The organism is Notoacmeibacter sp. MSK16QG-6 (assembly GCF_024158145.1).
In the GTDB taxonomy this organism is placed as follows: Bacteria; Pseudomonadota; Alphaproteobacteria; order Rhizobiales; family Rhizobiaceae; genus Notoacmeibacter.
In genome coordinates, this window is the sequence record NZ_JAMYXM010000002.1 from 295,971 (window position 1) to 309,323 (window position 13,353).

At 58.2% G+C, this 13,353-nt stretch carries 12 protein-coding genes; 6 read left to right on the forward strand and 6 right to left on the reverse strand.

Annotated elements, in window-relative coordinates; genetic code table 11:
* Positions 1 to 55: 55 nt before the first annotated feature.
* From NIM86_RS09145 to NIM86_RS09155, 3 genes are read left to right on the forward strand one after another with little or no spacing between them, the layout of a single operon-like run.
* Entirely contained in the window at positions 56 to 610 is a 555-nt protein-coding gene (locus NIM86_RS09145) for a TRAP transporter small permease (protein ID WP_253381302.1), read from the forward strand.
* Positions 610 to 1,908, forward strand: a complete 1,299-nt coding sequence (locus NIM86_RS09150) for a TRAP transporter large permease (protein WP_253381304.1) — start codon at positions 610 to 612, stop codon at positions 1,906 to 1,908. The genes NIM86_RS09145 and NIM86_RS09150 overlap by 1 nt, the downstream gene beginning before the upstream one ends.
* Before the next feature lies 1 nt (position 1,909).
* Positions 1,910 to 2,830, forward strand: coding sequence for an SMP-30/gluconolactonase/LRE family protein (locus NIM86_RS09155; RefSeq protein ID WP_253381306.1), 921 nt, complete (start codon positions 1,910 to 1,912; stop codon positions 2,828 to 2,830).
* Between the two features lie 109 nt (positions 2,831 to 2,939).
* Here NIM86_RS09155 and larC read toward each other — a convergent pair whose 3' ends face one another.
* From larC to NIM86_RS09185, 6 genes are all read right to left on the reverse strand, one after another.
* The gene (larC, locus tag NIM86_RS09160; RefSeq protein ID WP_253381308.1) at positions 2,940 to 3,896 is read right to left on the reverse strand and encodes a nickel insertion protein; all 957 of its coding nucleotides are present in this window, start codon (positions 3,894 to 3,896) and stop codon (positions 2,940 to 2,942) included.
* Positions 3,897 to 4,018: 122 nt separating this feature from the next.
* Positions 4,019 to 4,750 carry a ribonuclease activity regulator RraA gene (locus tag NIM86_RS09165; protein ID WP_253381310.1) on the reverse strand — a complete coding sequence of 244 codons (732 nt, stop codon included), beginning with the start codon at positions 4,748 to 4,750 and terminating at the stop codon, positions 4,019 to 4,021.
* 47 nt (positions 4,751 to 4,797) lie between these two features.
* Entirely contained in the window at positions 4,798 to 6,312 is a 1,515-nt protein-coding gene (locus tag NIM86_RS09170; protein WP_253381312.1) for an aldehyde dehydrogenase (NADP(+)), read from the reverse strand.
* 78 nt (positions 6,313 to 6,390) lie between these two features.
* Entirely contained in the window at positions 6,391 to 6,693 is a 303-nt protein-coding gene (locus tag NIM86_RS09175) for a YciI family protein (protein WP_253381314.1), read from the reverse strand.
* The gene (locus NIM86_RS09180; RefSeq protein ID WP_253381316.1) at positions 6,693 to 7,157 is read right to left on the reverse strand and encodes a nuclear transport factor 2 family protein; all 465 of its coding nucleotides are present in this window, start codon (positions 7,155 to 7,157) and stop codon (positions 6,693 to 6,695) included. Before NIM86_RS09180 ends, NIM86_RS09175 begins: the two co-directional genes overlap by 1 nt.
* Positions 7,154 to 7,882, reverse strand: coding sequence for a ribonuclease activity regulator RraA (locus NIM86_RS09185; protein ID WP_253381318.1), 729 nt, complete (start codon positions 7,880 to 7,882; stop codon positions 7,154 to 7,156). Before NIM86_RS09185 ends, NIM86_RS09180 begins: the two co-directional genes overlap by 4 nt.
* A gap of 359 nt (positions 7,883 to 8,241) precedes the next feature.
* Between NIM86_RS09185 and NIM86_RS09190 the strand changes: the two genes are divergently transcribed.
* The 3 genes from NIM86_RS09190 (at position 8,242) to NIM86_RS09200 (ending at position 13,352) form a co-directional block, all read left to right on the forward strand.
* On the forward strand, positions 8,242 to 9,840 hold the full coding sequence (locus NIM86_RS09190; RefSeq protein WP_253381319.1) for an IclR family transcriptional regulator C-terminal domain-containing protein: 1,599 nt from the start codon (positions 8,242 to 8,244) through the stop codon (positions 9,838 to 9,840).
* Positions 9,841 to 10,134: 294 nt separating this feature from the next.
* Positions 10,135 to 11,853: a glycerol-3-phosphate dehydrogenase/oxidase gene (locus tag NIM86_RS09195; RefSeq protein WP_253381321.1), complete on the forward strand. Its 1,719-nt coding sequence runs from the start codon at positions 10,135 to 10,137 to the stop codon at positions 11,851 to 11,853.
* On the forward strand, positions 11,850 to 13,352 hold the full coding sequence (locus tag NIM86_RS09200; RefSeq protein ID WP_253381324.1) for an FGGY-family carbohydrate kinase: 1,503 nt from the start codon (positions 11,850 to 11,852) through the stop codon (positions 13,350 to 13,352). Before NIM86_RS09195 ends, NIM86_RS09200 begins: the two co-directional genes overlap by 4 nt.
* Position 13,353: the final 1 nt, after the last annotated feature.

Consider the following 13,353-nt stretch of genomic DNA (forward strand, 5'->3'; position numbering starts at 1 on the left):
TTTGGCCCGCGCCTTGCGCGGGCCTTTCCCTTTCAGCCAATCACCGGAGACCGCCATGCGTGCGTTCAGTATGATCTCCGCGCTCAAACTCTGGGCCCGGCTCGAACTCATCGTCGCCAGCACCCTGTTGACCCTTATCGTGGTGCTGATCGGTTACCAGATCGTCGCACGTTCGCTCTTCGGCGCACCGCTCGTATGGGCCGAGGAAGCGGCGATGTTCTGCTTTCTGTGGGTGACGTTTATTGGCGCAGGCCTGGCGGCAAAGCTCGGCCAGCACATCCGTGTATCGGCCTTGGAAGCGTTTGGTGGCGAGCGTCTGGCGCTGGCGCTCGATATCTTCGGCGCAATCGTAGCTGGCGCTACGCTGTTCTATATCGGCAAGCTTGCCTTTGGATTTCTGCCAATCGAGATGCGCACGACCTCAATCGCCCTGCCAATCGATATTCCCAAAGCATACTTTTTCTCGATCCCTCTTGTTTATGCGTCCATCTCGATGACGGCGGGACTGGCCGGTGCGGCGTGGATCGGCCGTACACATGAGGGAAAAGAACAGCTGCAGAGCCTGCGTCATCAGATCTTCGACGCCGACCATAGTGAGGGAGTGCTCTAATGTCTCTCTGGTTTCTTTTCGGCGCCGTGTTTCTGCTAGCCATCCTTCAGGTGCCCATCAGCATAAGTATGCTTGCAGGAGCGCTCCTGTGGATGCTGCTGGACGGCGGCTTACCCATTTCGATTGTCGCGCAGCGCATGGCGCCCTCGCTGGACAGTTTCCCGCTTCTGGCCGTGCCGCTCTTCGTCCTAGCCGGCAATCTCCTCAACCGCTCCGGCATTGCCGAACGCATTTTCGAATTCGCCGGAAATCTGGTCGGTCATATTCGAGGCGGATTGGCGCATGTGAACATTCTCGCCAGCCTGATCTTCTCCGGCATGTCTGGCGTTGCGCAAGCCGATGCTGCTGGTCTGGGCACGGTCGAAATCAAAGCGATGAAAAAGGCTGGCTACAGCTCAGAGTTCTCCGCCGCGATTACCGCGGTGTCCGCTATCATCGGACCGATTATTCCGCCCAGCGTCATCATGGTCATTTACGCGGTGCTCGCTGGCGTGTCCGTCGCAGACTTGTTTCTAGCCGGAATCGTACCGGGTCTCATCCTGACCCTGGCGCTGTCGGTCACAACCTACCTGATCGCTTTTCGCCAAGGCGACAAAATGCCTCGCAGTCCCCGCGCCAGCTTTTCCATGGTGGCAAGTTCATTCTGGCGGGCGCTGCCGGGTCTGCTCGCACCGACCATTCTGATCGCCGGACTACTCTTGGGTATTGCCACTCCGACGGAACTCGGCGCCATTATCGTCCTCTATGCGGTACTGCTCGGTTTGATCTATGGCGAGCTGAAATTAAGGGACATCAAACTCTGTCTGGCCGATACGGTCATTACCACCGGCGTGCTGCTCTTTATCATCGCAGCCGCTGCGCCCTTCGCCTGGCTAATCGCGGTGCTCAACGTCCCCCAGCACCTAGCTGGCGGCATCACCGGTCTCACGACCGATTTCGTGCTGACGCTGCTTCTGATCAATGTCGGCCTGTTAATCGCTGGGCTATTCATCGAAACGACAGCGATTCTGATTGTTGCGGTGCCAGCGCTTTTACCAATCGCAATGCAGATCGGGCTCGATCCGGTGCAGTTCGGCGTCATGATCGTCTTCAACCTGATGATCGGCACGCTGACACCGCCTTTCGGCATCATACTCTTCATTATGATGGACATCGCAAAGGTGCGTCTGTTTCCGCTGATGCGACAAGTCACGCCCTTTTATGCCTCGCTATTTGGCATGCTGGGATTGATCACCTTCGTTCCGACAGTGACATTGTGGCTGCCGGGTTTGGTCCGCACCATGCTCGCGGGTAACTGACATGCGTGAACCCCTCTCCAATTTCGCCGAAACGGAACCGCGCTGTTTGCTGGATTGCCGCAACAGTCTAGGCGAAGGCCCGGTGTGGGACGACCGACGTGGATTTCTGTGGTGGATCGATATCAAAGCCGGTGTCATTCACTGGATCGATCCCGACTCGCTGCAGACCGGCGAACACCGGATGGGCGAAGATGTCGGCAGCATCGGCCTGTGCAATTCAGGTCGATTGATCGTCGCGCTGCGCCAAAGCGTTATCCTGTTCGATCCGAAGGCTGGTGACAGGGATATCCTTGTACGGTTTTCTGATCTGCGACGGGATGAACGCTTGAATGACGGCAAGGTCGGACCGGATGGCGCTTTCTGGGTCGGTGGAATGCACGAAACGGAAATCGATAAGATGCAGCCTGTCTCGGCGCTCTACAGAGTCGCGCCTGACGGTTCGGTCAGGAAGGTGGTCGATGGGCTGAAGGTATCGAATGGTTTGGCTTGGACGCCTGACGGGCGCACCATGTATCATAGCGATAGCTGCGCACCATGGCTCGACCGATGGGATTTCGACACAGCAACCGGTGAGATCGGCAACCGCACCAGAATCGCCGAGCCTTCCAATGAAGTCGGCCGTCCTGACGGCGCAGCCGCCGACAGTGACGGGCGCTACTGGAGCGCTGGCGTTTCGGCGTCGCGCCTGAATATCTGGAGCCGCGACGGCGAGCTCTTGGGCAGTATCGATCTTCCGGATTTGCCGAAACCGACTATGCCCTGCTTTGGCGGTGCCGACATGAAGACGATTTTCATCACCGGACACCGAAATCAGATGACGCCCGAGGTTCTTGCGAGCTTCCCGCATGCTGGCAGCCTGTTCAGCATGCGCGCCAAAATCTCCGGTGCAAAGATTGCGCGATTCGCCGACATTCCATCTTAGAGCCGGAACACCGATAACGGAGATACCCTATGCGCTTCCACCCGGAGCGCTGGCAATTCCTCAATCGCCGATGGGTTCGATGGCGTCACGGCCTATTGCATGGGATGGTCTAGTTGCGGGCCGCCTCACGCCTCGCTTTTAGCGTGGGCAGGCTGGCTACGTCGTCTGCCTCGATCTTGGCGGTTGTCGCACCATCTGGACGTCGCGCATATTTGGCGCGGGGTTCGATGCCCTCGGACGGCCATCTCGGCAGGATGCGACGCGCTTGCCGATCATATCGCAAGCCCAGCGTGGTGGTCTGCTCGAACGCCGCCGCGATAATCGTATCGAGCTGTTCCGGCTGAGCGAGAAGCTCGAAACGCATCACCGGGCGGCCCTTCTTCCCCTGCCCCGCAAAAAGCGACAGATCGATAAGGCCGGAAAGCGATCGCAAATGGTCGCAGGCATGAGCGATCTCCTCTCCGGTCATGTCGTCGATATCGAACGCAATCCAGCCAACAGTGTCCGAATCTGCGTAGTCGAAGATCTGAACGAGTGTCGTGCCGGCGGCATCGCTCGCGCTAGATAAAGGCGCGCCGAAAGGCGTGCATCCGGTGCTATGGCTGGAATTGAGTTCGGAAATGATTGCGCAGGCGGAAAGGTCGGGACAGGCACCGGGCCCGGCGACCCATCGATATCCCTCCAGCAGACCGAAAATTGCAGGATTGGCGCTTGTGATGTCGCCGAGCGGCAGATCGCCTACGCTCCACACAGCTTCTGACAATTCCGCCTGGACGGACGCTGCGATGGCGACTGCTGCGAGATCGACAGAATTGTCTTCGCCGCCATATTGCCTGACGCGAGAAAGGATCGCATCCCCAATCGCACGGACATCGACATCGAGCGGGGCAGCCTGCCAACATTTATGAGCCGCTTCGACGGTGAGCACCTCAGCGCCGACAAGCTGTCGGATCTCCGCCAACCGCTGCTCCAACGCAGGAAAAGCCGCCGCTAACGCTTCGGCAAGGCGTCGCGCGGAGCTGGCGCCGGAGAGTGTTATGTGAATGTGGTGCCGTTGCTTCGACATCGGTCTCTCCCCGTCATCGTTGAGACCGATGCTGGCTCGCTATCGACGGAGTAGCAATGAAGGACCCCGAATAAAAAACGGGGCGTCCATAAAGAACGCCCCGAAGAGAAGTCATCGCCCGCTTAGCCGCGGGTCTTCTTCCATTCCTCAAATTCGGCGCGGGTTTCCGGTCCCATTGGGAAGTTGCCCCAGATCGGTGCGCCGCCCTTGATCTTTTCATAGATAAATTCCTCGGCAGCCTCCTGATTGGAGGCCATCTCGGCAACCTTGGCGGCCTCATGCCGTGGAATGACGCAGACGCCGTCGCGGTCGCCCATCACGACATCGCCCGGATAAACGGCGACGTCGCCGCAACCGATGGGCAATTGCACGTCTACGGCCCGAAAATAGGCCGGGCGCGTCGTCGCGGTATTGCCACGGGCATAGGTAGGAATATCCAGTTCGCCGATTTCATGGCCGTCACGGAAGGCGCCATCGGTCACGACGGCCGCAACCCCGCGCAACATCATGCGATAGATGAGAATATTACCTGCCGAAGCAGCGCGGGTGTCATTGCGGCTATCGATCATCAGAACCTGGCCCTCGCCAACGTCTTCAACCGCTTCCCACTGCATATTGTCTTCGCCACGCTTGGCGAGGTCCGACAAATCCCAGTCTTTGTCTTCCCGGGAAGGAATGAAACGTAGCGTGTAGGCTTCACCTGCAAATGCCTTAGCCTTTGGATTGAGCGCCTCAACCCCAACGAGAAACTGCTGGCGGTACCCCAGCTTGAAGAGCTGGGTCGTTACCGTCGCTGTGGAAGACCCGCGCAGCTTGTCGAGAATATCTTTAGTAATTTCAATTTCTTCTGTCATTTTGTGTTCCTGGAGTTGCACTTTGCTGGCACGATGAGGTGGCGCGCCTATCGCAGATCTTCGGGCAGAAGGACCTCGGGGAAGTTCTGATAGCAAACCGGCCGCAGGAAGCGCCGGATCGAAAGCGTGCCGACCGATGTTGCGCCGAAATTGGTCGAGGCCGGATAAGGTCCGCCGTGCACCATGCTGTCGGCAACTTCCACGCCTGTCGGAAAACCGTTGACGAGCAGGCGGCCCGCTTTCCGTTCCAGAACGGGCATCAGTTTGCTTGCGAGATCCGTATCGCTGTCATCCATATGGATCGTGACCGTCAGCTGGCCTTCGAAGCCCTTCGCGAGGGTCGTCATTTCATCGGTATCCGCAACGCGGATAACCAGTCCGAGCGGCCCGAAGACTTCCTCTCCAAGAGCGCGATCCTGGAGGTAGTTGGATGCCTCGGTCTCGAAAAGGTTGGGGCTGGCATTTCGACCGGCCGCATCGTTCACGAGCACGGGCTTGACGGCGTTACGGCCATCGAAGCGCGATTTGCCGTCTCGATAGGCATTCGCGATGCCATCAGTCAGCATGCATTGAGCCGGAACACCCTTTAGCGCCTCCGCGGCGGCGGCAACAAAGGCGCCACCTTCAGGCCCTTTCTCGACAACGGCAATACCGGGATTGGTGCAGAATTGCCCGGCTCCCATGGTCAGCGAACCGGCCCAACCCTCTCCAATCGTCTCGCCACGAGCAGCCGCGGCGCCAGGCAGGACGAACATCGGGTTGACGGAGCCGAGCTCGCCGAAGAACGGAATGGGTTCCGGTCGCTGTGCGCAAAGATCGAACAGCGCCCGACCGCCTGCAAGCGATCCGGTAAACCCGACGGCTTTGATAAGAGGATGCTTGACCAGCGCTGCGCCGACGTCACGATCGCCGCCCTGGATCAGGCTGAAGACACTTTTTGGCATACCTGTCTTCTCAATGGCTGCCGCGATGGCTTCGGCCACGATTTCACCGGTGCCCGGATGGGCCGAGTGCCCCTTGACGACGACTGGGCAGCCTGCCGCCAGTGCGGCGGCGGTGTCCCCACCGGCAGTGGAAAAAGCAAGCGGGAAATTCGATGCCCCAAAGACGGCGACAGGACCGATTGGCCGCTCGATCATGCGCAGATCGGGCCTTGGAGCCGGCTCGCGGTCGGGAAGTGCAGGATCGTGGCGCTTGTCCAGATAATCGCCTTGCCTGATATGTTCTGCAAACAGGCGCAACTGACCGGTGGTGCGGCCGCGCTCTCCTTCCAGCCGGCCTGCCGGCAGACCGCTCTCCGAAGTGCCTATCGCCGTGATCGCTTCGCCTCGCGCTTCAATCTCGTCAGCGATCGCTTCCAGAAATGCGGCGCGCTCCGAGCGTGACGAATAGCCGTAGGTCCAGAACGCTTCCTCGGCAGCCTTACAGGCCTGATCGATAAGTTGCGGTGTACCGACCGCATAGTCATATGCCTCGCCACTGGCAGGTTCGGAGCGGAACGTCGAAGGTCCGGCGACCCATTCGCCAGCGACCAGATGTTTCCCACGGGGGGTGAAAGGCATTGAGGTGCCTCCGTTCATATTGTTTCCTTTTGTTTCTGTCCGGCTCTGTCCGCGTGCCGGCAAAGTGTAGGCTGACCGTTAGCCCGCCATCAGTTTGGGCCAGTCCACAAAGCGCATCGGAAGAATTTCGATGTCGCCCCAGACGCCCTCTCGCGCGTAAACCTCACGCTCCAGATAGGCATCGAGGTCGGCGCGACTGTCGAATTGGCAGAGAACGACCGACCCGACCATTTCACCCTTGTCGTTGAGAATAGCGCCGCCATCGACGATGCGATCCGCCGCTTTCTCGGTCTTCAGGCCGGCCATATGGTCGGCGCGCGCCGCCATTCGACGCTCTAGAACGCCGGGTGCGTCACGGCAGATGAGCGCGTATTGCGGCATCAGTCTCGCCCCTCTACTGCCGGAGGATGCAGATGGTAGCCACGCCCCTCATAATCGAAATCGTGGAGTTGGTTGACCGGCTCGTTTTTATTGACAGGGCTGGCGTAATAGGCGCGAATTTCACGGATTTTGGTGATATCGTCGTTGAAGATGTACCATTCGTCGCCGCGCAGCACCTCACCGATCCCCGTCTTCCAGTGGGTCCATTCAATAACGGCTTCTTTGCCGTCCGCACCGGCAAGAATTTTCTCGATCGTCCATTTTGAACCCATCTTCTCGACGCAGCGAACCCAACCATCCGCAACGGCCTCAGCACCGCGCCAAGGCGCCCCGGGAAGCCCCGGTGGGAAATAGTGTGTGCCATCTGCGGTGAAGCAGTCGATAAGGCCTTGCCGGTCGCCGGCATTGCACATTTCAAAATAGTGCCGGATCAGCGCCTCGGCCTTCTCTGCGGGTGTGGTCAAAGCGTATGTCCTTTCTCCAGCCAATCCTTGTATTCGGCCATTGTTTCCGGTCCTGCCGGATAGGTCCCGAACAGCGACGCGCCAGCATCGATTTTTGTGAACAGGAATTTCTCGCGACGCTCCTGCTCGTATGCGTCTTCGGCGATTTCCGCGGCAAGATGTCGGGGGACGACCGTCACGCCGTCGGCATCACCGACCAGGATGTCGCCCGGATAAACAGCGACGCCCGCGCACCCTATCGGCTCCTGCATGGCGACGGCGCGATGATATGCAGGGCGTGTGGTCGCGGTGTTGCTGCGGCAGAATGCGGCGAAGGGCATTTGTGAAATTTCGGTGCCATCCCTGAATGCTCCGTCTGTGACGGCTGCCGCCACTCCCTTTCTCATCATACGGGTCATCAACATGTTGCCTGCCGATGCGGCACGGTCGTCATTTCGGCTGTCGATGACCATGACATTACCGGAACCGATTGCCTCGACAGCCTCCCACTGAACGTTGTCATCGCCCCGCTTGTGCAGGTCAGCCAAATCCCAGTCACGATCCTCGCGCGAGGGAATGAAACGCAGCGTAAAGGCCTCCCCCACGAATTTCGCGGCTGCAGGGTTGAGTGGCGCGATCCCGACCATGAACTGCTGACGGAAACCGCGTCGGAACAGCTGCGTGGTCAAAGTGCCCTGACCGCATTTGCCAAGCTTTTCGAGCACCGAAGTGGCGATCGGCTGCATTGTCGCTGCCCTCATGTTCCTGATATCAGTTGGTTCATATTGTAGGACAATATCTACAGAATGCGAGACTGGAATTGCAAACAGGATTTTAAAAAATCCTCAGAGATACTCAGGATTTCTCCATATAAACGTATGATTTTGCTATTGATATAATTTTACAAAAGGATCTCCCGCTTCAATAGGCATGAAGAATATTTCCCATTTTGTGAGACAATGATTTAGGAATATGATCGGATAAATGTCCAGACTGTCGCTTCAAAAGGCGCGAAACTGCATGCCGATCGTCACCCTAGACGTGACAAATCGCCTCACCTAGAAATGACCGACCCGACCAGACGGACAGGATACGAGCCGACACGATGAACGAGATCAACACGCCTGTCCGCGGAACCGCCCTTCTGACAAAGGCGCTCGATATTGTCGAACTGATTTCCGACACCGATAACCGATTGAAATTTAAAGACATAGCCGAGCGGACAGGCCATTCGAAGTCGACACTCTACCGCATTCTATCCGCCCTTTCGGCACGCGGCATGATCGATATCGACCAGCGCGATCAGTCCTATGTTCTCGGCCCGAAATTCACCGAGATGGCTGGGTCGATCAACAGTTCCTCCGATTTGATCGCAGTCTCCGCCGCGCCGCTGAAAGGCCTGGCCGACCAGCACGGAGAGAACGTCAACCTCTCGATTCTCCTTGGCACCGCGCAAGTAACGATTTCCCGCTGGCAAGGCCGGCTATCGCAACCGTTCCACTCTCCGATCGGCGAACGCAAACCGCTCTACGCAACCGGCCTCGGCAAATGTCTCCTTGCCTTCCTGCCCGAGCAGGAGCGCGAAGCATTGATGTCTCGCATGCGTCTTACGGCTTACACGCCCTATACGATTACGGATCTGGAAAGCCTCCGTGCCGATATCGAAATGACCCGAGCTCGCGGATTCGCAATCGATGACAACGAAATCATTGAAGGTGTGGTGTGCGTTTCCACTCCAATTCTCAGTGCGGAAAACAGGCCCCTCGCCTCGGTCTCCATAACGGTCCCGGCTCACAGAATGAACGAAGAGCGCCGTCTGGAATTGGCTTCTGTCCTTCAAATGACGTCACGCCATATCGGTCAGTTGCTCCTACCCCAGAATAACGGTCAGGCCACTTACCCCTCCCCGCCGGCTGGCGGCCGCTTGGAAGTGATCGATACGCGGGCCTTTTCCTCCAAAGCGCTTGGATATAGCAGCGTGTGGGGCGGGCTCGTCTGGCAGGACGGACCTGGCGGATCGATCCATTTGGAGCGCGACGGTGAAAGCGCCAGACTTGTAGAGACATCGCAGATAGACGCATCGACACTCATGCCATCTGGTCACATTCTGTTCGTGTCCGATGGGGCGTTGATGCGCTTGGAGCCAAGCGGCAACGCCGCTTACGAAGAACGGACCGGCGCGGATTTTTCCGATGTGAACGACATCGCAGCATTGTCCGAAGAACAGTTACTGGTATTGCGCGAAGGAAACCTGGTCAGCATCGACCGTTCTTCATGGAACTCGACCGAACTCATGAGCGGCCTCTGCGGCAGAGCCGGAATATCCATCTCTGATGACGGCGACGCCGTTTTGGCCGCTCGCATGCAGGACAATTGCCTAGTGCGGCTTGCCCTTTCGAAGAATGGGACGGCATTGACCGAGATCACGGAAATAAGTCGCTCCGGCAATGGACGGATCAGCGGCTTGAGTTTCGACCGTTCCGGTAAGATCTGGGTAGCTTACCATCAAAGCTGGTCCCTATGCATGTATGACGCCGACGGCGAAAAGGCCCAACACGTGCCTGTGCCGATGCCGAATTTGCAGGGACTCGCCCCAGGTGAGCGGGTAAATTCGGTGGTCGCCGGTTCCGACCGTTACACCATGTCGCAGAGCCTGATCCAGGCGGCTCCCTCGTCAGGCGGGCTGGTCAAGATCACGCTATAGGCTCTTTCTACTTTCTTGTAGTCGACTGACATTAGCTGCATCCATGCGCCAAAGTTTTCACTGATCTCTCCTGCCCGGCTTGAATTTTCAGCTGTCTTTAGCCTCTCAGATAGAGGGCGAGCGCGCCTTCATGACGGCTGCGTCTATTCCAGATCTGAGGACCTGTCGCTCGAAAATCCTCCCCTTTGAATCATCATGATCGCGAGTCCCGCTCCCTGTGTCCGGCAATCAAGAAATTTATCTTTGTAAATATGCATTGACATATGTCAGATAATCGATTTTCCTGTGGTTGGGATGGAAAAGCTGTTTCACAATCATTCCGGAGATGTCCGGCAAAACGTCGCGCCGATGCGGTGTGACAGCCTGCGCCGCCTCGAAGCGTTGACCCGGCCGGAGGTTGTTGTCCTCGGAGGTGGCGTGAACGGCGTCGCAACGCTGCGCGATCTCGCACTGAACGGCGTGTCCTGCGTATTGCTCGATACCGGCGATTTCTGTGCTGGGGCGAGCAGCGCTTCCAGCAGAATGGCCCATGGTGGCCTACGATATCTGGAGGGCCGCGAGTTCCGTCTCGTCGCCGAGTCTGCGCAAGAGAGAAACCGGCTGATCGCCCATGCCGGTCATCTTGTTCGTCCGATGGAAGTGGTTGTTCCACTGGACAATATCGTCAGCGGCTTCGGGAGCGCGGTCATGCGCTTCCTCGGGCTTACGAAAAGGAGCGGGCCACTCAGCCTCCTCGCTCTGGAGGGCGCGCTGACGCTTTACGAAAGTTTTGGGCGACGCGAGCAGCCACTCCCGTCACACAGCATAAGTCTTCGGCGCAGCAGTTTTCCGAAGGGCCTTCAACCGAGCGTAAAAGCCGTGGCGCGCTATTTCGACGGGCGGATATCAAACCCCGAAGGACTGATCCTGGAAATGCTGGGTGAAGCGCTCAGTACCGGCGATAGCGTAGCCGCTCTCAACCATGTCCACTGGTCGTTCGACGGCTCTGCCTTCACTGTACAAGACCGGTTCGGATCTGATTCTTATGTTCTTAAACCCAGCATTGTCATCAATGCCAGCGGTAGCTGGATAGACAGGGTCAACTCTGCCCTCGGTTGCTCAACGAATTACGTGCGAGGCGTAAAGGGCGCGCACCTCGTTCTCGACAATCCAGCGCTGAAACGCCGCATGAATGGGAAAGCCTTCTATTACGACGATGGCGCAGGGCGCATGGTCATCACTCTGCCTGTCGGAAACAACGTTCTTATCGGCACAACAGAAGTGGAAACACCTGACCCCGAAGATCGAGAAGTGTCCGGGACGGAAGTCGATTATCTTCTGAAAGCTATAAACGGCCTCTTCTGCGACATCGAGGTCGAACGGAGCCAGATTGTCTCCGTCACGACAGGCATTCGCCCCCTGCGGAGAGGAAACGGGGGCTCCGCCACGAGCGCGGCGCGCGATCACGCGCTCGAAGAAGATCGTGTCGCCGATTCTCGACTACCTGTGCTATCGCTCGTCGGCGGCAAATGGACGACCTTTCGCGCATTTGCAGAGGAGGCCGCTGACCGGGCTCTTAGTCGGCTTGGCAAGAGACGCGTAATTTCGACGGCCAAACGCGACTATCCGGGCGCCGATCTTTGTGTGGCGTCAGAGATTGCCACGATCGGCCGACTTTCTATCGACCGTGCCGAAATACTCCTACAACGCTATGGCGCCCTTGCGCGCAAGGTGGCCGAAGCATGCAGAGACAGCGATAATCACCTTCTGGCTGGCGCACCTGCTTACAGCCGCGCCGAAATCATTTGGCTGATCCATGCGCGCGCCGCTTGCACGGTCCAAGATATTCTTCTCCGGCGGACGCAACTCACACTTGGAAGCGGACTGAGACGAGAGACCATCGAAGACGTCGCGCAGATCTTGCTTACAGAAACCGGACGCGATCCGAACGACGTCGATGCCGAAGTCCATAGTGCCCTCACCGACCCTCGCATCATGGGCGCAAGCGCCGAGAACGAAGGTGAGAACCGATGAGCGAAGATATACTGATAGCCATCGATGCCGGCGGTACAGTTGTCAAAGTCGTAGCCTTCGACCTTTCGGGCAACGAAATGGCTCAGGGAACGGCTATCGTGCATACCGAGCATCACGCCGACGGACGCGTTGAGCGCGATGTTGAGATGTTCTGGCAGGGCATTGTAGCAGCAGTTCGCCGGGTGACCGAACAGTGCCGGGGACAACGCATTCTTGGCGTCGGCTGCACCGGGTTCGGCAATGGCATCTTCCTGATCGACGAAAAGGGCCGAGGCACCCGCCCCGGAATTGTTTCCGTTGATCATCGCGCCCAACCGATCGTCGACCGACTGAATGCGTCCAATCATGCTGCGACCATCTCTGAGGTGACGGGTAACCGGCTCTGGGGCGGTCAGACACTGATGCAATTCGCTCATCTTGCATTGAACGAACCCGAGGTCATGGCGCGTACGCGGTGGGCATTAGCGTGCAAGGATTTCATACGCTTTCGCCTTACGGGCGAAGTTCTGACGGACCCGACCGACGCGAGTGGCGGCGGAATGATGGATATCGAGGCTGGCGAATATGCTTTTTCCGCCCTGGAAAGTCTCGGCGTCTCCGCGTGCCGTGATCGTTTGCCGCCAATTGTAGCGAGTCATAGCGTTGCGGGCCGCGTAACGAATACCGCCGCTCTCGAGATGGGTTTGCCGGAAGGTATACCGGTGGCTGGCTCGATGATGGATGTGGCGGCCTGCGCACTCGGCGCGGGAGCAGTCGATGCACCCGTGCTGACGATGATAGCCGGCACGTGGTCAATCAACAGCATCGAATGTGATCGACCTCAATCTGACGCCACACCGATTCTCAACATGCTCTACCGCGATGGCAAACGGCTTATCGCCGAAGGCAGCCCGAGTTCTGCGGCCAATCTTGGTTGGTTTCTCGAACACGGCCTGGCTGGCCGCGTCACCCTTGATGAAGCCAGTGCCATGGTCGAAGCAACAGACGTAACCGCGCGTCGATGCCAGTTTCTGCCGCATGTGCTCGGGCCCGAACCGCGTCGCGGTGCATTTGTAGGCATCGGTGTCGGGGACAATCTGAACACCATGCTGCGTGCAATCTTCGAAGCTGTAGCTTTTCAGGCTCGCGCGCATGCCGAAAAAGCGGTGACGCTATCTGACAAGCCATTTCCGGAGACGATCCGTCTCGCCGGCGGGGCGGCCAAAGCCCCCATCTGGGCGCAGATTTTCGCGGACATATGCCAGCAACGCGTTGAAGTTGTCCGTGCCTCGGAGGTCGGCGCGCTGGGTGCCGCAATCTGCGCGGCTGTTGCATGCGGTGCTTACGGAGACCTACCGGAAGCGGTTCGCAACATGACCCACGTCGCTCGGGAACATCGGCCAGATCCGACCTTGCGTGTTTTCTACGACCGCCGGTTTCAAGAATTTCTACGGCTGGATCAGGGAGTGGTTCAGCTTCTGACAGGCGATGCGCCGACAACGGTACAGCAGCAAATCTAAA

Bases quoted from the DNA above. Each gene is read 5' to 3' on its own strand.
- NIM86_RS09145 (WP_253381302.1), top strand. From the start codon at position 56: ATGCGTGCGTTCAGTATGATCTCCGCGCTCAAACTCTGGGCCCGGCTC.
- NIM86_RS09150 (WP_253381304.1), top strand. From the start codon at position 610: ATGTCTCTCTGGTTTCTTTTCGGCGCCGTGTTTCTGCTAGCCATCCTT.
- NIM86_RS09155 (WP_253381306.1), top strand. From the start codon at position 1,910: ATGCGTGAACCCCTCTCCAATTTCGCCGAAACGGAACCGCGCTGTTTG.
- larC (WP_253381308.1), bottom strand. From the start codon at position 3,896: ATGTCGAAGCAACGGCACCACATTCACATAACACTCTCCGGCGCCAGC.
- NIM86_RS09165 (WP_253381310.1), bottom strand. From the start codon at position 4,750: ATGACAGAAGAAATTGAAATTACTAAAGATATTCTCGACAAGCTGCGC.
- NIM86_RS09170 (WP_253381312.1), bottom strand. From the start codon at position 6,312: ATGCCTTTCACCCCCCGTGGGAAACATCTGGTCGCTGGCGAATGGGTC.
- NIM86_RS09175 (WP_253381314.1), bottom strand. From the start codon at position 6,693: ATGCCGCAATACGCGCTCATCTGCCGTGACGCACCCGGCGTTCTAGAG.
- NIM86_RS09185 (WP_253381318.1), bottom strand. From the start codon at position 7,882: ATGCAGCCGATCGCCACTTCGGTGCTCGAAAAGCTTGGCAAATGCGGT.
- NIM86_RS09190 (WP_253381319.1), top strand. From the start codon at position 8,242: ATGAACGAGATCAACACGCCTGTCCGCGGAACCGCCCTTCTGACAAAG.
- NIM86_RS09195 (WP_253381321.1), top strand. From the start codon at position 10,135: ATGGAAAAGCTGTTTCACAATCATTCCGGAGATGTCCGGCAAAACGTC.
- NIM86_RS09200 (WP_253381324.1), top strand. From the start codon at position 11,850: ATGAGCGAAGATATACTGATAGCCATCGATGCCGGCGGTACAGTTGTC.